Origin of the sequence: Terrimonas rubra (assembly GCF_042686025.1) — a bacterium.
GTDB lineage: Bacteria > Bacteroidota > Bacteroidia > Chitinophagales > Chitinophagaceae > Terrimonas > Terrimonas rubra.
This window is the reverse complement of record NZ_JBHUOZ010000003.1, coordinates 1,730,774-1,747,624: the sequence shown is the minus strand read 5'-3', so window position 1 is coordinate 1,747,624 and position 16,851 is coordinate 1,730,774. Positions and strand designations below refer to the sequence as shown.

Here is a 16,851-nt window from a genome sequence, read left to right as displayed (position 1 = left end):
ACGGAACGCATGTCTGCAAAGAAAAGAATTTTATTTATTGCCAATGAAATGTCGCCCTACCTGGAGTTGACCGAGTTTTCAGAGTTGGTGAACAAACTGGCAATAAAAGCAAATGATACCGGATACGAAGTACGTTGTATTATGCCCCGTTTTGGCAGCATTAACGAACGTCGCCACCGTTTACACGAGGTAGTTAGGCTTTCCGGTATTAATGTAAATATTGATAATGATGACATGCCCTTACAAATTAAGGTAGCATCATTACCCAGTGCAAGATTACAGGTTTATTTTTTAGATAACGAGGAGTTGTTTAAACGTAAATTTGTTTTTCACGATGAAGAGGATAAATGGTTTGATGACAATGACTTAAGAACCGTGTTCTTTTGCCGTGGCGCCCTGGAAACCGTTAAAAAATTTGGATGGCCGCCGGATGTGGTACACTGCAGCGGCTGGATGACCGGTTTAATACCCGCTTATTTAAAGACCATCTACAAAAAAGAGCCCGTATTTGCACATAGCAAAATTGTATACACTATTGGTCAGAGCACTTTTAAAGAAAAGCTGGGCAGCGATTTTATCAGAAAAGCGCTCATACATGATTCATTAAAGGAAAAAGACCTGGAGCCTTTCAAGGAAGCCAATAATGTAGCCATGTTCCGCGGTGGGGCAACTTATGCCGACGCCATTACTTTTGGGGCCGAAAAGGTAGATAAGAAATTATTGACCGAGTTTACCAAGGTAAAAGGCAAGAAAACCTTACTGTATAACGAGGAGTCTGATTTAACAGACTATTTGCAACTGTATAACGACCTTGCAAGCTGATTATCCGGAGATCGGCAGGTTTTTCCTGGTGGCAACGCTTAAAACAAAACCCATTTAACAATTTCTTTGTGAAGCACAAAAACATTGCAGCAATTTTTGTATTTGTCCTGGCAAGTTCAATTACATTCTTTTTCTCCTGTAAAAAAATCAACGAAGCTACCACCATCGGGGGCGACCTTATACCGGTGGTAGACAATGTAAATACATTTGATACCACTTTGGATGTATTGGCCTACAACGACGTATTTACCAATATCAACGATAGCAGTACATCCTCTTATACCGATGTACAATACTTAGGCCAGATCACCAACGACCCGCTGTTTGGTAAAACAGATGCCCGCATGTTTTTGCAGTTAAAGCCTGTTGCCTATAAACATGCTTTTTTAAACAGGCCTGACAGCCTGGAGCTGGATTCCATCGTACTGGTATTAAGTTATGTAAATACCTATGGCGATACTGTACAGCCGCAAAATGTGCGTGTATATGAAATTGCACAGAACAGTTCCTTTAAAAAATCGGCTATTGACTCGGTATTTGTAAATGGGGTTTGGGAAAAATACTCTTACGATACCGCTTATAAATACAGGCAAAACAGCATTACCTACCAAAACCCGGGCATGCCCCTGGGGCAGACCAGTTTTATACCTTACCGTTTAAACGATTCGGTGAAGGTATTTAAGGATACCACTGCAAAACAGTTGCGTATTAAACTGGATAATGCTTTTGGCCGCCGTTTACTGGATTATGACTCTTCCACGGTTAACGGACGTATTAATGCTTATTCCAGTGACTCCGCCTTTAACAGCAACTTTAAAGGTTTTGCCCTGGAAGCCACCGGTGGTAACTCGGTAGTAGGCTTCAGCCTTACCGGTGCCAATACCAAACTGGCCATCTATTATAAAGATAAAGGTAATAACAGGCCACAGGCTGACTGGGACACTACGGTTACGTACTTTACCTTTTCAACCGCTTTAAGTGCCAGCGCCAACTATATACAGCGTGATTATAACAGTACCCCATGGTATGCCACTGCAGGGGACAATGTACCCGATAATGATATTTTTATCCAGAACACTCCCGGAACCTTTGCCAAAGTATCGGTACCAGGGCTGGCTGGTTTAAATAACAGGGTAGTACACCTGGCACAACTGATCGTGGAGCAGAACTATGGCGGCATTACCGATTCGCTGTTCTATGCACCGCCATCCATGATGCTGGATGCCTGGGACCCATCCATATCAAAATTCCGTACCATACCTTATGCCTTACTGGCGGGTAGCACAGGTGCTTTTGATTATACAACCTTTGGTTCATTCCCCGGTAACAGTTTAAATGATGCCGGCCAGAATATCAAGACCTGGAAGTTTAACCTTACCCGTTATGTACAACATGTGGTTACGGGCAGGCTGCCGGTTTACGACTTCAGGTTATACAGTCCTACTTTTGTACGCCTGCAATACGGTATACCTTCAGTACAAAGCGATGTAACGGCCAATATACAAACCATCAGCCCGGTTATATCTACCATCGGGCGGGTGAAAGTATATGGTGGCGGCAACGGTGCTTTACCTAACGCTAACCCGCGCCGGATGCGCTTACGGATCGTTTATTCTAAAATATAGATACTTGAACGAATATTTAGACATTTACAAATAGGGTGCTATATTTGCACCCTATTAATTTTATATACTAAACCCATCAAATCAAAACAAAATAAATTTATGCCTTACTTGTTTACTTCAGAAAGTGTTTCAGAGGGACATCCTGATAAAGTTGCGGACCAGATTTCGGATGCTTTAATTGATAACTTTTTAGCTTTTGACGCCCAGTCGAAAGTTGCCTGCGAAACACTGGTTACTACCGGTCAGGTGGTATTGGCAGGTGAGGTTAAATCCAAAGCTTATTTAGACGTTCAGGAAATTGCCCGTGGTGTGATCCGTAAAATTGGTTATACCAAAAGTGAGTATATGTTTGAAGCTAACTCATGCGGTATCTTATCAGCCATTCACGAACAATCGGCTGATATTAACCAGGGTGTTGACCGTAAGAAGAAAGAAGAGCAGGGTGCAGGCGACCAGGGTATGATGTTTGGTTATGCTACTGATGAAACCGAGGATTACATGCCTTTGGCTTTGGACCTGTCGCATAAATTATTAATTGAACTGGCTGCTTTACGCCGCGAGAACAAACAAATTAAATACTTACGTCCCGATGCCAAAAGCCAGGTGACTTTAGAGTATGATGATAATAACAAACCGGTACGTATCGACGCGATCGTGATCTCTACCCAGCACGATGACTTTGATACCGAAGCCAAGATGTTAGCCAAGATCAAAGACGATATCGTTAAGATCCTGATCCCACGCGTAAAATCGAAATATAAAAAATACGCCAAGTTATTTAACAACGACATTAAATACCATATTAACCCAACCGGTAAATTTGTAATTGGTGGTCCGCACGGCGATACCGGCTTAACCGGCCGTAAAATTATTGTTGATACCTATGGTGGTAAAGGTGCACACGGTGGTGGTGCTTTCAGTGGTAAAGACCCTTCAAAAGTTGACCGTTCTGCTGCTTATGCAACCCGCCATATTGCCAAAAACTTAGTAGCAGCCGGTGTTGCAAGCGAAGTACTGGTACAGGTTTCTTACGCTATTGGTGTAGCTAAACCAACCAGCATTAACGTAAAAACTTTCGGTACGGCTAATGTAGAATTAACCGACGGACAGATTGGTAAAATAGTGGAAGGCATTTTTGATATGCGTCCTTACTTTATTGAGCAGCGTTTAAAATTACGTACACCTATTTACAGCGAAACGGCTGCTTACGGGCATATGGGCCGTAAATCGCAGGTAGTAGAAAAAACATTTACTTCTCCAGACGGTAAAGTGGTGAAGAAGAAAGTGGAGTTGTTTACCTGGGAAAAATTAGACTATGTATCAAAAGTGAAAAAAGCTTTTGGTATTAAATAATACAATCGTAGTAAACGATACAAGGCACCCGCAGCAATTGCGGGTGTTTTGTTTTACATTTGTTTGGGTAAGCTCAACGCTAAAAGCAAAAAGCTGAATGCTTAACCTTTGAACCTCTTGAACTTTTTTAACCTTTTAAACTTTCGTAACGCTCATGCCTAAACTCACAATTGCCTTTATTGCCGCCATCATTATGACCATTGTGATGCAATGGCAGGGGAGTAGCCTGGTGAATGAAACCGCACCATGGGGAATTGTTAACCTGGAAATTGACCGCCCGGTAAGCAGGGTTGAGGAAGTGATTGCTTCCAATGCTAAAAATGACTGGTATATTAATATAGCCCTGGACTTTGTATATATTTTCTTTTACACGGCTTTCTTTTATATGGCCAGCCTGAGCTTTCATAAAAAAGAACGTCCCTTGTTTAAAGGCAAGGCCGGTAAATGGTTTATTAAATTAAGTATTGCGGCCGGTGTGCTGGATGTAATAGAAAACCTGAGTATGTTATGGTCGCTGAACAGTGGCCCCAGTGTGGCCAGTATATGGATAGCCCGTCATGCTTCCATTATTAAATTTGGCTTCTTAGGCATATTGATCATTGTATTGTTAACCTCGCTGGTACTTAATTTTGCAAAATGGAACAAGAGCAGAACCCCTGGCAAATAACCGGGGAAAAAAATGTATACGATAATAAGTGGATCAATGTAACGGAGTACGATGTTATTAATCCATCCGGTGGTAAAGGCATTTATGGCAAAGTACATTTTAAAAACCTGGCTGTTGCCGTGGTGCCTGTTGATGCCGAGGGCAATGTTTACCTGGTAGGGCAATACCGGTTTACCATTGACGAGTATAGCTGGGAAATACCCGAGGGTGGCTGCCCGGAAGGTAGCGATCCGCTGGATACGGCCAAGAGGGAATTGCTGGAAGAAACAGGTTTAATAGCAGGGGAGTGGACAGAGATCATGCAGATGCACCTTTCTAACTCGGTAACCGATGAACTGGCTTATATATACCTGGCCAAACAGTTGCTGCAGGCCAATGCAGAGCCGGAAGAGACGGAACAACTGCAGGTAAAAAAGCTACCTTTTAATACGGTATATGAAATGGTGATGGATGGCCGCATAAAAGATGCATTAACCGTAGCGGCTGTGCTGAAAGTAAAGTTAATGCTGGATAAAAACTAATACCAGCCTGGTATTACAAACAATTAAAAACTGGACATGAAAAAATTCCGTTCGCCGCAACGCCCTAAGAAGAGCTCATTGGTAATAGGCCGCCAGGCCGTGAAAGAAGCGTTGTTAACCGACAAACATTTAGATAAAATATTTTTAGATACCAAGGCCAACGGTGCTGATATTGGCGAAATAAAAAAGCTGGCTGCGCAACATAATACACCCATTAGTTATGTACCGGTGGTGAAACTGAATGGTTTTAATGTAACCGGTCATGAAGGTTGTATTGCCCAGATTGCCCGGGTACAGTATATAGAACTGCAGCAACTGATATCCTTTGTAATTGAGAACGGCGACACGCCTTTGTTCTTAATACTGGATGGCATTACCGATATCCGCAATATCGGAGGCATTGCCCGTACCGCTTTTTGCTGCGGGGTACATGGCATTATTATACCCGATAAGGGAGTAGGGGCTTTGAGTGATGATGCGGTATTAACATCGGCAGGTGCTTTGGAGCAGATACCGGTTTGCCGGGTAAACAGCCTGGTAAAAGCGGTGGATGAGTTACACCTGAACGGCATTAAAGTACTGGCCAGTGAAATGACAGCCGACACTACTATTGATGCGGTAAACCTTACCGAACCCGTAGCCATTGTAATGGGCGGGGAGGAACATGGTATTCACCCTACCTTATTAAAAGTATGCGATGAACAGGTGAAGATACCTATGACCGGAGATTTTGAAAGCCTGAATGTATCGGTGGCAACCGGGATGATTTTGTATGAGACGATGCAACAGAGAAGAAAATCAGGTAATTAGATAATTAGTTAATTTGGTGATTTGGTAATATGCTGATGTGCTAATGGAAGAGAGAATGGTCATCAGCGAAATGGATCATCGTCAGCTCGACGCAGGAGAGGTCTCCGGCTTTGTTGATAAATGTTATGGGGCGAAGGGCTGCCCCGCTTAGGCGTAAATGCCCGCCCTTGAAGGCGGGTATTGAAGACGGGCGGGGGACTGCAGCTGATGATAGCACTGCAGCTGACAGCCCCAAAAAAATAATACATGAAAAAATTAGTGGTATTAACCGGTGCCGGTGTAAGCGCCGAAAGTGGTTTAAAAACTTTCAGGGATAGTGATGGCCTGTGGGAAGGGCATGATGTGTATGAAGTGGCATCGCCAAGGGGCTGGCATAAGAATGCGCAGCTGGTGCTTGATTTTTATAATATGCGCCGGCGTGATGTAGCGGCTGCCCAACCCAATGCAGCGCATAAAGGATTAGCAGCGCTGGAGCAGTTTTTTGATGTACATATTATTACCCAGAATATTGATGACCTGCACGAACGGGCCGGCAGTACCAAAGTATTACATTTACACGGCGAGATATTTAAGATGCGCAGTGTGGCTAATGAACAACTGGTATATGATATACGCGGTGATATTAACCTGGGCGATAGAGCAAGTGATGGTGCACAGTTAAGACCCGCTATTGTTTGGTTTGAGGAAGCCGTGCCGATGATTGAACCCGCCGCCACGCTGGCCATGAATGCCGATATATTTGTGTTAGTAGGCACATCGCTGGTGGTGTACCCGGCTGCAGGCTTGCTGGATTATGTGGAGCTGGCCACTCCTAAATTTATTGTGGACAAACATATACCGGCCGTACGCAGTCAGCGTAATATGACTTTTATAGAAAAGCCCGCCACCGAAGGGGTAGCGGACTTACAGGATTTACTAAAACAATATGTATAACCTATTTATTTCTTTTCCTGCTGCCTTCAATATTGGGTAAAAAGCCCGTGATGATGCCAATAAGCGGCAGGTAGGCACAGATGGAAAATACATAAGCGATGCTCGTTCTATCGGCCAGCCAGCCCAGTACCGCCGAGCCGATACCTCCCATACCAAAAGCAAAACCAAAGAACAGGCCTGCTACGAGTCCTACTTTACCCGGAATAAGATCGGTGGCATATACCAGTATGGCCGAGAAGGCCGAGGCAATGATAACCCCGATGATAACGGCCAGTACCACGGTGCCGAATAAATTCATGTGCGGTAATAAGAGGGTAAAAGGCGCTGCGCCTAAAATTGATACCCAGATAATAAGCTTACGACCATAACGATCACCTAAGGGACCACCCAGGATGGTACCCGCTGCCACTGCCGCCAGAAAGGTAAAGAGGTATACTTGTGATTGCTGTACGGTTACATGAAACTTATCAATGAGGTAAAAAGTGAAATAACTGGTCATGGAGGCCATATAGAAATACTTGGAAAAAATAAGCACCAGTAAAATAACAATGGAGATCACTACCCTTTTTTTAGGGATCGGGGGAGTGGCGGCACCGGTTGCTACTTTTGGGGTAATGGTACGCAGCTGTAAATTTTGCTGGTACCATTTGCCTACCCAGGTTAACAGTATGATGCCGGCAATGGCCAGCAGGCCAAACCAGCTGATATAATGTTGCCCGAAGGGAATAACCACTAAAGCCGCCAATAATGGCCCGGCCGAGCTGCCCGCATTGCCGCCCACCTGGAAGATGGACTGGGCCAGTCCTTTTTTACCACCCGATGCCAGGTGGGCCACCCTTGATGCCTCGGGGTGAAAGATGGAAGAGCCCATGCCGATTAAACTTACCGAAGCCAGGATATAATAAAAATTAGAAGCAAAGGCGATGCACAGTAGGCCTGCAAAGGAGAGGGTCATGCCAATGGCCAGTGAACGGGGATTGGGTTTTTTATCGGTATACAGGCCTACAAAGGGTTGCAGTATGGAGGCCGTTAACTGGAATACCAGGGTAATGATGCCGATCTGGGTAAAAGTGAGCGCATAATTATCTTTTAACAGGGGGTATACAGCCGGTATAACAGATTGTATAAGGTCGTTAAGCAAATGCGAAAAGCTAATGGCAAACAGAATGGGATATACTGTTTGCTGGCTGGTGAGGGTGCTTGTTGTTGTCTTCATAATACTATTTATTCATCAGGTCATCTGATGTTTTGATCAAAAAAATTATAAGGCGCCGATGATCTTTTTCGCGGCCTGCAGGGCTTTATCGGGGTTTTGGGCCTCGATATGCTGCAGCAATTGTTCATGTATCAGTTGCGATTGGATAAAAGGCGTGGTATTGGTATAGGTTTGCGAAAAAAAACGGGTTACATGTACGGACAGGGTTTTGTACAGCTCGGCCAGGATGGTATTGCCGCAGCTTTCGGCAATATTGGTATGAAAGGCAATGTCGGCCTCAATACATTGTTTAAGCTCACCGGCCTGTGCCTGGCGCTGTCTTTCTTTCAAATTTTTGGCCATGGCCCGCAGGTGTTTGGCTGTGCGGTGCTGGCAGGCTTTGGCAATGATCTGCAGCTCCAGGATCTGCCTGACTTCAAATACTTCGGCAAAATCGGCATTGCCGATTTTTTCGTCCAGGGCAGCATGGCCGCTGTGGCTGATAACAAAAGTGCCCAGGCCTTGCTGTACATGTACATAACCGCTTTGGGCCAGGTTTTTAATGGCTTCGCGGATGGTAGATCGACCCACACCGAACTTCTCCATCAGCTCGGGCTCAGTAGGCAGTTTACTGTCAATGGCCAGTACGCCGCTTTTAATGCGGTGTTTTAAAGTATCGGCTACTTCCTGGGCCAGGGATTTTCGTTGAATAATTTCCATAAACGCTAATACATCATATCATCAGATGTTTGACAAAGCTACGTGGTTTTAATTTGTGAGACGGAAAAGTTTTTTGAGGAACTGGATAGGGGCTTGAATGATGAATGTTTGAATGATGAATGATGAATTGAGGGCTGTGATATGAGCGGGGATGATGGTAAGTTGGTGGATGGGTTATAGATAGGTATTGTTGTTTTATTTACTTAACATAATATAAATTATAGGAAAGTTGATTTGGTTTAAGGTAACTCATTGAAAGACAGTTCTTTGAAATATGGACTTTTTTCTACATATGATGCTAATCATTGTATAATTGAAAAATTTTATATGTATTTACAATTAAATCATTTACAATGGGTTACACAAAAAAACCAACAAACTACCGTTTTACACGGGCGCAGGAAAAGCACATTTTAAAATCCTTAGTTATTGCTAATCAACGTATTGAGCAAATGATAAAATGGCTTGAAACTCCTCCGCTTCATTTTTCAGACCCTCCAAAAAAAACCTCTCGTATTGCACAACTTGCTAATACTCAAAAACTTGTAGTTAGACTTTACGACCGGTTAAAGGAACAACATATAATAATTCATGATGAGTTACCTCTCAAAGATATTCGGCAGTTGGAAAACTCCCGATAACCTCGAAGCAGGCTTCGGTACTCTGACTTTCGGTGCTATTTTTTCAAACGCTGGCAACTTACTACTGGCCGCCGCAATTTCTGTCGGCGGTCAGTTTCTTTTGAAGTTCCTCGAAGTAAAATATCTCAAGAAAGACAAGCCAAACCCTTAACCCTATGAAAAACCGTTCATTTTAAAAATCACATTTATGTCAGTAGATAATAAGTTACACCCAACGCCTTATAGATTAGTAAAAAATAATCGTCGTAAGACTATAGGACGGTTACGTGCTGAACGTTTAGCTAATGTTCAGTCTATTCCTATCTTTTCTAAAGGCTGGCCCTCAGTTTTTTTAGGTTTCCGTTATATCTACCATTAATCTTTACCCCTTAAACACAATTACTCTATGTCACACATTCTTACCACAGTTGATGAACAAATCGAATTTGGCACTAATTACAAAGTCGTGACCCTTGGTGCCCATAAGATCAAAAGAACCGTAATTCCGGCAAAAGAAAGGGTTGTAAGGACATTTCACATTGACGGCGAAGCTGACAAGGAAATGCTCTTAATTGCCACTAAAAAGGGAATTACAATTGATGAGTTGTATCGCAACTTAACCTGGGCTTATATTAATGCTCACCCTTAACCCCTATTTTCGGCGTAAGTCTATAACATACGCCAAACACTGCGGTTAACCGCAGTTATCACCCAAAAAAACATATCATTATGGCTCGTGGACGTTACAGACGACCTCGTCGTTTTCGCTTTAGCCGCCCTCGCTTTTCACGCAGATTTCGTTCTCGTGGGTTTTCTTTATCCCGCATCTTTAATATGCGGATTTTAGGTTTACCACTTGTTTTACTTGCTGGTATTCTTTTTATGGTTCCTTCCATACGTACAAAAATTACCGGACTTTTTAAAAAGTAAACATGAAAAATCTTTGGCCAATTATTGCTATCGTCGCGATAGCTTTTTTATTTAAAGACAAGCTTTTAGCCTTGTTTAAAAAACCAGCGTAATGAAATACGTCACTCAAATTTTAGTTACCGCAATTGCGGGGGTAGTTACCTACCTGTTAGTAAATAAATTTTTCACAAAATAAAACCCCTATTACATGTTAGTAAAAGTTGGTGAATCAAGACAAGATACCAGGACAGCCGGCACATATAACAGCGTTACTATTGCAGTTAATATGATTGCTGCGGCTGCAAATACTGCATTATCCGTATCAGATTTTAAGCCTGAACAATTACAGGTTAAAGTAATTCTGAAACGTAACGGTGCTACTGAATACCTGTTAAACGATAATTTCCGCCTGTTGGGTACGTTTAACGCATTAGAAAACGGATTAAACGAACTAATCAATGGTGAAGACCTGGCTATTGCATCTGCTGGTATAAAAGCAAACAAATTGCGTTTTGCTACTTTACAATTCGGTACTGTTCGTTTAAATCCCGGTGATGAGCTTACGTGTGAAGTAACGCCTGCATTAAATATGTTTGGTGCGGCTGTTAACTCTTCTGAAAGTTTTGTTGACTTCGATTTCAATCCTTGTGTTGATTACGAAGCTGCCCTATTTTATACAAAAGCACAGGTTGTTACTGCCAATACTACCAGTGAATCTTTTAACCTGGGTAATAACGTTACTAAGGTTATGTTGCTGAATTTTGACAAAGATAACCTGTATGAACAGGTAGTTAACACACTTGCCATTACAAGTGATAAATACGACCAGCAGTTAACCTTTAACAAACTGGTTACAAGGCGTAACCTTAATTTCCCTAATCACCGCCCTGCACGTTATGGTGCCGTTCCGCCAACACAAAGTGTATTCCGTTTACTGGATATGTACCCGCAAAGCTTTATTATTTATAACGGTGAAAATGACCATACCGACCTCAGTAATGCCCGGTTAGATATTTCCTTCAACGGCTCCAATAATAACGTAAGTCAGAACTACGTTGTTTATCGCTATTTCAAAGGAACTCAGGAGCAAATGTTGAAGGCTTTACAACGCCAGCAAAAGCATATGGGCGAAAATATGGCCGCTTTACCCAAGGCCTAAGTAATGGGGGGGACTGCCCCCCTATTTTATACCTTAAATTTTACTTTATGGCTTTTTTATGGGGCTTATTTAAAAGCAAAGCCGGTGGTACTTGGTTAGGCAATCTTTTAAGGGCTACAATTCCAATTGTTGGCTTTATCCCTCACAGGGATGATGCAGGTAATTGGACAAGTACCGGTCATCAGATCATTGATAAGATAAAAGATGGTCTTAGTCATTGGGAAGGCGGCAAATAAAAACATCTATTTATGGGATGGTTTAAGAACATGTTCAAAAAGAAGCCCGGCGGCGGTTGGTTTGGTAACCTTCTGCGGGGCGTAGTTAGTGGAGTTACTGGTGGTATTATCAAACTTGATAAAACCAAAGTTCCAAAGGAATTTGACCTTGACGGTGATGGAAAGTTAAGTGATGGTGAAATAGCTGTTTGGAAAAATTGGAAAAAAACAAACGCTATTGATACATCTTTTTTATCAAAAGATGGTAATGACCAGCATTGGGCAAATATTCTTGGTGAGAACTTTACACCTCCTTCTATCACTAAAGATGATGATACACAGCCGGAAGGCAGTGGTAGTATACTAGATAATATTACATCTGGTATTGGTCAATTATCAGATAGTTTGGCCGGTCTTTTGAATCCAAAAGTAACTGTTGAAACTGGTAAGAAGACCAACACAATTTTATACATCGCCTTAGGTTTAGGCGCTATTTTTTTAGGAAAATCATTATTCAGTTCTCGTAAACGTCAGTATTAATCATGAAAATTTATCAATTAGGCCACGAATTAGTTGCAAAGTTTACACCAATGGATCCTGCCACTCAGAATGAATTGCAGGCCGGTGCGATCAACTGGTATAACGAACAGATGCAACAAATTGCACACATTCGTGTACAGAACGAAGCAATAACAAAAGAGAATAATGAGAACATTGACAATCCGGATTATGTTCCTAAACCTCTTTTGAAAGAAAACATCAAACACAAAATCTTTAAGGTTTTGGATAGTTGGTGGATGCGGTACCTTATCGCTTTTTCTTACATTCTTTTGGTGCCTAAATTAAAGGCAATTATAAACGGTGAAACCTCCGAAAAGCCGGTTGATGAAGACGACGACGAGGTAAGCGATTATGAAGCTTTCCAACAATTTAAACGTTTCAAAAAATCAATGCTTTAAAATGAAAAGACGTTTTAATCGATTTAATCGAAAGCGTCGTTTTACTTCAAAAAAAACTCCTAAGAATTATTTAAAGTGGCTGATTACAGCCACTTTAATTTTTTTAGGGTTTTCCTTTGTAACCCGCCTTTTTGACTTTTTTAAAATGTCAAAACATGGCGGGATTTTAAACGGCATTCTTTCGGTATTAGGTGTATCTACACCCGGCAATACAATGGCTGATATTGAGAACATTGAAACCTTGGAAAAGGAATTTAAACGCCTCAACTACACCGTTGAAAAAAGACATATTGAATTTGCCCAAATGTTACGGCAACAGCTACAGGAAAGCAGGGGTTTTGTTGCCTTTTGGACTTCTAAAGTATCACAAGCTCGTGCAAATACAATTGCTGAAACCCTAGCAAAAATCATGTACACCGCTGCGCCTGGGCTTACTGTAAAGGATGGGTTAATGAACACAGATAACCCATTAATTGAAGATAGTATTATGCGTGAATTTGCTTGTGTTTACGTTGCCTACGGTCAATCAGAACTTGCAGACCGTGGTACACCTTTCTTACAGTTTTTTAATAAACTTACGTACGGTACACTTGCAATGCATTTATCTAACTATATGCCTCGTACTGCTTCGGCTACAGTTAAAAGTGTTGATTGGGATTTTGACCGTGATGTTACTCTTTCTTATTTCTTTTTTAACAACCCTTATTTAAAAAAACAATAGCTTATGTTTCAAAGACAACTTGAGCAACAAAATACGCTCTTAAGTTTGGCATACATTGAGGAGTTGTTCCGGCTGCAATTTCCTAACATCACACTAAATAGTATTACGCCGTTTTGGTCTTTAAGGCAAGGCGGCTTACCTCCTATCCCCGGCGTTTATTACTATGGTTATTTGGCTATAGATGATGCCTATAACAACGATGGTGATGTTGTAGACAGCCCTCGTGTTTATAATCCTGTGTCTACTTCTTTAGTGTCAGGAATGCAGCAGCAACTCGGACTATGGCCTGAAATACAAAATACACACAGTTTTATTGGCTGGAAAGTCTCTTGTGTTGGTACTATTGATAACGGTATTGTATTTCCTGACCCTCCAACACCTGACCCGTCAGATTTACAAAAACTGACCCTTATTAATCATTTTTGGATTAATGAGACATCACATTTTTACTTCCCTGCAAATCCGGTATTATACCTTTTATTCAGGGCTGAATATCTTGACGATGTGATTGTAAACGTCGACGTAGACGGTGGTTCTTATTCAAATCCCTTCTTAGTTGAAAACGGTTATGTTTTTGTAAAATTGGACGGTACCGAAACTGATATATTTGAAGGTTACCAAATTGAGACAGTAGATTCGAATGTACTGGCTCAATATACGGTACCCGGCGATCCTTTATCAAGGGATAATTTACCATTTATCTATCGGCTTGACGCTCGTTTTACCTTCCCCGGTAACCCTGAGTTTAGATATACAGTTTCTCACATTGATTCTTCGGGTAATATTATTCCCGGAACTGCTGAGGTTTTAGACCCTACCGTTACAAATTATAACGCTGAGCGTGGGGCTATGATAGGTGTAGCCGGTTTCAATGTTTTGGCTACAAAGAACCTCGGTGATAAAACTTTTGATTTCAATTTTAAAGTTGTATTCTAATGGAAGATTACAAAATTTATAGTCAGGCGTCCGCAAACGGGATGCCTGACAACATTTGCTCTTTCCTTTGCGCACAGGCTCGTCATGAGACTGGTAACTACAAACACCGCTTTTATACTATTGGCAAAAATGCTTTTGGTTACAGTTACGTAAAGGGTGCCAAATGGCAGCTTGACAAAGGTGGGTCTAACGCGGATAATGGAGTTCCTATTGCTCAATACGCATCTGTTGAAAATTCAGTAAATGAAATTTGCGACTGGATAAGACGACGACAGAAAGAAGGAAAATTCACTTCTAACCTGGCTAACCTCACATTGCAGCAATATTGCAAGCTGTTAAAGGATAACGGTTATTATCAGGCTCCTTTATCAGAGTACACTAATGCAACCTTAGCACACTTCAATAAATTACCTGCTGATTTAAAAAAAAAGCATCCGGTAACCTCATTGATTTGTCCGCACTGTGGCAAATTGGTAAAATAGCGATACCCGGTATAATTGCTTTTATTTTAGTTTTTAAACCATTTAAACGTTGATTAATGGCATATGGTAGAACAAAGGAATTTGATTCAACTAAGTTTTTAAAGGATTTAAAAGCCTATTGTAAATTAAATAGAGTTAGCTATTATGATTTGCGCCATTACACGCAAATTCCGAAGGAAAAAATGCAACAATACTTGCATGGTGGCATTATACATAAAATTCCTTTGGGTACTTTTCTGATTTTATGCGGTATGATTAAGAAAAACCCTGAATCATATTTTTACACTTATAAATACTTTTAATTATGGCATGTTGTCAGAAATTGAACAAAGCCTTTAAAAAGGTTAAAAAGTACATTACAGACGATTTATTGAGCCACGCTAATATCGCTGTAAATGTTGTTGAGAAATTAAAGACATTTCTCGAAAGTAAACTGGCCGTTACTATTACGGCTATTATTCCCGGTGATCTTGATGATAAGGTAAGGTGTCGCCTTATCAAAGTACTTACCAGTATATTGATTATACGGGGGTATATTCCTTACGGTTCTATTGTTGACCCACAAGGAATGACAACCGTTGACGAATTGGTTAAGTCTATCAATCATAGTCACGATAAAGATACTTTCTACAGCAAATTAGCATCTGATATTACAAAAATGTTGGATGACCAAAAAACAGCCAATCACATTGTAGATAGTGTTGTTCAGCTTACTTACTCAACTAATAAGCTGTCATAACTTTTCCTATGAAAAACCGTTCATTTTAAAAAAAACAATAGCCCCGGATTACCGGGGCTTATTTTATCATTTAAAATCTCATATATGAGAATTAATTTTTTTTGTTCTGCAAAATTTGTAGACGATGTTAAACAGTTTATAAATAACAGTTCAAATACTTTAATAGAACTGGAAGCAAACACAAAAATTTCTCGTGCTACTTGGTCACGAATTACTACTGGCAATTTAAAAGAGATTACAATGTCAATGTTCGTTAACATTTGTACGCAAATAAATGAATTGCCTTCTAAATACTTTACCTATGTCTAAAATCAGATACAGGCTTAAATTTTACGCCGATAGCCCCGGCAAAACAAACTACCTCCACACTTTTAAGATCGAACAGAACGAAGCAAATAAGGCTCTGAGGCGATTTGAACAAAAAGGCTTTAAAATTCGTGCTGCGTGGATTGTTACTCTTATGAATTATGAGCCTTTATATTCTAAACGTTTAAAATAATTTTATGCTTTATATTATTCTATCATTAGTCGCAATTTTATTTATTGCTTGTTTTGCTTTATACAAACAGCATATGTATATAATCCAATTGGAAGATTATATCAATGGCAATCGTTAAGCAACGCCCAACACATTTTTACAGGGTTACTGTAAATAGTAAGGCTGAAAAGATTTATCTCAACAACCTAGCTAATAAATTAAATATAATAGTTGACCGCCGTCCGGAAGTGTATTGTACATATGTACCGCTCCCCTACCCTTTTCCGGTTGTTTTATGCGGTTATGACCATAACTGTACTAATCTTTATTATCAATTTTTAAATTATCAGGAAAACAATGGAAGTAAAAATATTAGGTAAAAACGAAGCCGGTATAAAGGTTAATAATATTGAGTTGAATGATATTATTGAGGCTTTGAACTTGTCAGTACACAATGCTGATGCTTTAATAAATATGGATGATGCCGAATTACAAACAAATATTCTTTTGTCCGGTAGTGATAAAAAAGCTGTGCCAACTAGAAAGGAGTTGATACAATTTAAACACCGGCAGCATTCCTATTTATTATTATTAAATTCTTTGTATAAAGATGAAAACCAAAAAGAACAACCAAAGGCTGATTGATTATTTAAAGGAACATCTTCAAGATCAGTTAATTCATTATGAAGGAAGTACTATTTTCTTACGTCAATCACTTGTCGATAAACTAAACCCGAAGTTTAAAGACATTATAAAAAGAGCGGGTTTTGTAATTCAAATTTCAATTTAATATTATGCTGATTATATTAAGTATTTTCTTTGCTATCTTAATTTCCGTTGCATTAGGTTATCACTTATTTTTTAAAGCAAAGCTTGATTATAATGCTGCCTTTGTTAAGTTAAGATACAATTACTGTGTTGAACATATTCCTACAGGTTTGCATTTTATACATACTTTGGACTTTATGATATATAACATTGAGGCAG

Annotated in this window: 22 protein-coding genes; 20 read left to right on the top strand and 2 right to left on the bottom strand. The window is 40.5% G+C overall.

From position 1 onward, the window contains the following. Positions 1 to 9 precede the first annotated feature (9 nt). The 7 genes from ACFS6H_RS16565 (at position 10) to ACFS6H_RS16535 (ending at position 6,731) form a co-directional block, all read left to right on the top strand. Entirely contained in the window at positions 10 to 822 is an 813-nt protein-coding gene (locus tag ACFS6H_RS16565; protein ID WP_386101454.1) for a glycogen/starch synthase, read from the top strand. A gap of 68 nt (positions 823 to 890) precedes the next feature. Further along, positions 891 to 2,447, top strand: coding sequence for a DUF4270 family protein (locus ACFS6H_RS16560; protein WP_386101451.1), 1,557 nt, complete (start codon positions 891 to 893; stop codon positions 2,445 to 2,447). A 99-nt stretch (positions 2,448 to 2,546) separates the two neighbouring features. Then, a complete protein-coding gene (gene metK, locus ACFS6H_RS16555) occupies positions 2,547 to 3,800 on the top strand; it encodes a methionine adenosyltransferase (protein ID WP_386101448.1) in 1,254 nt (417 codons plus the stop codon). Between the two features lie 154 nt (positions 3,801 to 3,954). Continuing rightward, positions 3,955 to 4,467, top strand: coding sequence for a hypothetical protein (locus ACFS6H_RS16550; protein WP_386101445.1), 513 nt, complete (start codon positions 3,955 to 3,957; stop codon positions 4,465 to 4,467). After that, on the top strand, positions 4,437 to 4,988 hold the full coding sequence (locus tag ACFS6H_RS16545) for an NUDIX domain-containing protein (protein WP_386101442.1): 552 nt from the start codon (positions 4,437 to 4,439) through the stop codon (positions 4,986 to 4,988). The genes ACFS6H_RS16550 and ACFS6H_RS16545 overlap by 31 nt, the downstream gene beginning before the upstream one ends. A 36-nt stretch (positions 4,989 to 5,024) precedes the next feature. After that, a complete protein-coding gene (gene rlmB / locus ACFS6H_RS16540) occupies positions 5,025 to 5,798 on the top strand; it encodes a 23S rRNA (guanosine(2251)-2'-O)-methyltransferase RlmB (RefSeq protein ID WP_386101439.1) in 774 nt (257 codons plus the stop codon). A gap of 246 nt (positions 5,799 to 6,044) precedes the next feature. Further along, positions 6,045 to 6,731 carry an SIR2 family NAD-dependent protein deacylase gene (locus tag ACFS6H_RS16535; RefSeq protein ID WP_386101436.1) on the top strand — a complete coding sequence of 229 codons (687 nt, stop codon included), beginning with the start codon at positions 6,045 to 6,047 and terminating at the stop codon, positions 6,729 to 6,731. Position 6,732: 1 nt separating this feature from the next. On the opposite strand, the gene ACFS6H_RS16530 is transcribed toward ACFS6H_RS16535, so the two are convergent. After that, the gene (locus ACFS6H_RS16530; RefSeq protein ID WP_386101433.1) at positions 6,733 to 7,947 is read right to left on the bottom strand and encodes an MFS transporter; all 1,215 of its coding nucleotides are present in this window, start codon (positions 7,945 to 7,947) and stop codon (positions 6,733 to 6,735) included. A gap of 45 nt (positions 7,948 to 7,992) precedes the next feature. Next, on the bottom strand, positions 7,993 to 8,646 hold the full coding sequence (locus tag ACFS6H_RS16525; protein ID WP_386101430.1) for a FadR/GntR family transcriptional regulator: 654 nt from the start codon (positions 8,644 to 8,646) through the stop codon (positions 7,993 to 7,995). Between the two features lie 353 nt (positions 8,647 to 8,999). Here ACFS6H_RS16525 and ACFS6H_RS16520 point away from each other — a divergent pair, with 353 nt between their 5' ends. The 13 genes from ACFS6H_RS16520 (at position 9,000) to ACFS6H_RS16460 (ending at position 16,509) form a co-directional block, all read left to right on the top strand. After that, positions 9,000 to 9,287 (top strand): hypothetical protein, encoded by a 288-nt coding sequence (locus ACFS6H_RS16520; protein WP_386101427.1) that lies wholly within the window; start codon positions 9,000 to 9,002, stop codon positions 9,285 to 9,287. Positions 9,288 to 9,672: 385 nt separating this feature from the next. Next, a complete protein-coding gene (locus ACFS6H_RS16515; protein ID WP_386101424.1) occupies positions 9,673 to 9,915 on the top strand; it encodes a hypothetical protein in 243 nt (80 codons plus the stop codon). 468 nt (positions 9,916 to 10,383) lie between these two features. Further along, complete coding sequence (locus ACFS6H_RS16510; RefSeq protein ID WP_386101422.1) at positions 10,384 to 11,334, top strand: hypothetical protein; 951 nt, start codon at positions 10,384 to 10,386, stop codon at positions 11,332 to 11,334. A gap of 47 nt (positions 11,335 to 11,381) precedes the next feature. After that, positions 11,382 to 11,570, top strand: coding sequence for a hypothetical protein (locus tag ACFS6H_RS16505; protein ID WP_386101419.1), 189 nt, complete (start codon positions 11,382 to 11,384; stop codon positions 11,568 to 11,570). A gap of 12 nt (positions 11,571 to 11,582) precedes the next feature. After that, on the top strand, positions 11,583 to 12,089 hold the full coding sequence (locus ACFS6H_RS16500; RefSeq protein ID WP_386101416.1) for a hypothetical protein: 507 nt from the start codon (positions 11,583 to 11,585) through the stop codon (positions 12,087 to 12,089). A gap of 2 nt (positions 12,090 to 12,091) precedes the next feature. Beyond that, entirely contained in the window at positions 12,092 to 12,508 is a 417-nt protein-coding gene (locus ACFS6H_RS16495) for a hypothetical protein (RefSeq protein WP_386101413.1), read from the top strand. Between the two features lies 1 nt (position 12,509). Continuing rightward, entirely contained in the window at positions 12,510 to 13,229 is a 720-nt protein-coding gene (locus ACFS6H_RS16490) for a hypothetical protein (RefSeq protein ID WP_386101410.1), read from the top strand. A gap of 3 nt (positions 13,230 to 13,232) precedes the next feature. Beyond that, positions 13,233 to 14,165 (top strand): hypothetical protein, encoded by a 933-nt coding sequence (locus tag ACFS6H_RS16485; RefSeq protein ID WP_386101407.1) that lies wholly within the window; start codon positions 13,233 to 13,235, stop codon positions 14,163 to 14,165. Further along, complete coding sequence (locus ACFS6H_RS16480; protein ID WP_386101404.1) at positions 14,165 to 14,647, top strand: glucosaminidase domain-containing protein; 483 nt, start codon at positions 14,165 to 14,167, stop codon at positions 14,645 to 14,647. The genes ACFS6H_RS16485 and ACFS6H_RS16480 overlap by 1 nt, the downstream gene beginning before the upstream one ends. Before the next feature lie 56 nt (positions 14,648 to 14,703). Then, entirely contained in the window at positions 14,704 to 14,949 is a 246-nt protein-coding gene (locus ACFS6H_RS16475) for a hypothetical protein (RefSeq protein WP_386101401.1), read from the top strand. A 2-nt stretch (positions 14,950 to 14,951) separates the two neighbouring features. Next, positions 14,952 to 15,386, top strand: coding sequence for a hypothetical protein (locus tag ACFS6H_RS16470; protein ID WP_386101398.1), 435 nt, complete (start codon positions 14,952 to 14,954; stop codon positions 15,384 to 15,386). Positions 15,387 to 15,470: 84 nt separating this feature from the next. Continuing rightward, positions 15,471 to 15,695, top strand: coding sequence for a hypothetical protein (locus ACFS6H_RS16465; RefSeq protein ID WP_386101395.1), 225 nt, complete (start codon positions 15,471 to 15,473; stop codon positions 15,693 to 15,695). Between the two features lie 526 nt (positions 15,696 to 16,221). Then, positions 16,222 to 16,509: a hypothetical protein gene (locus tag ACFS6H_RS16460; protein ID WP_386101392.1), complete on the top strand. Its 288-nt coding sequence runs from the start codon at positions 16,222 to 16,224 to the stop codon at positions 16,507 to 16,509. Positions 16,510 to 16,851: the final 342 nt, after the last annotated feature.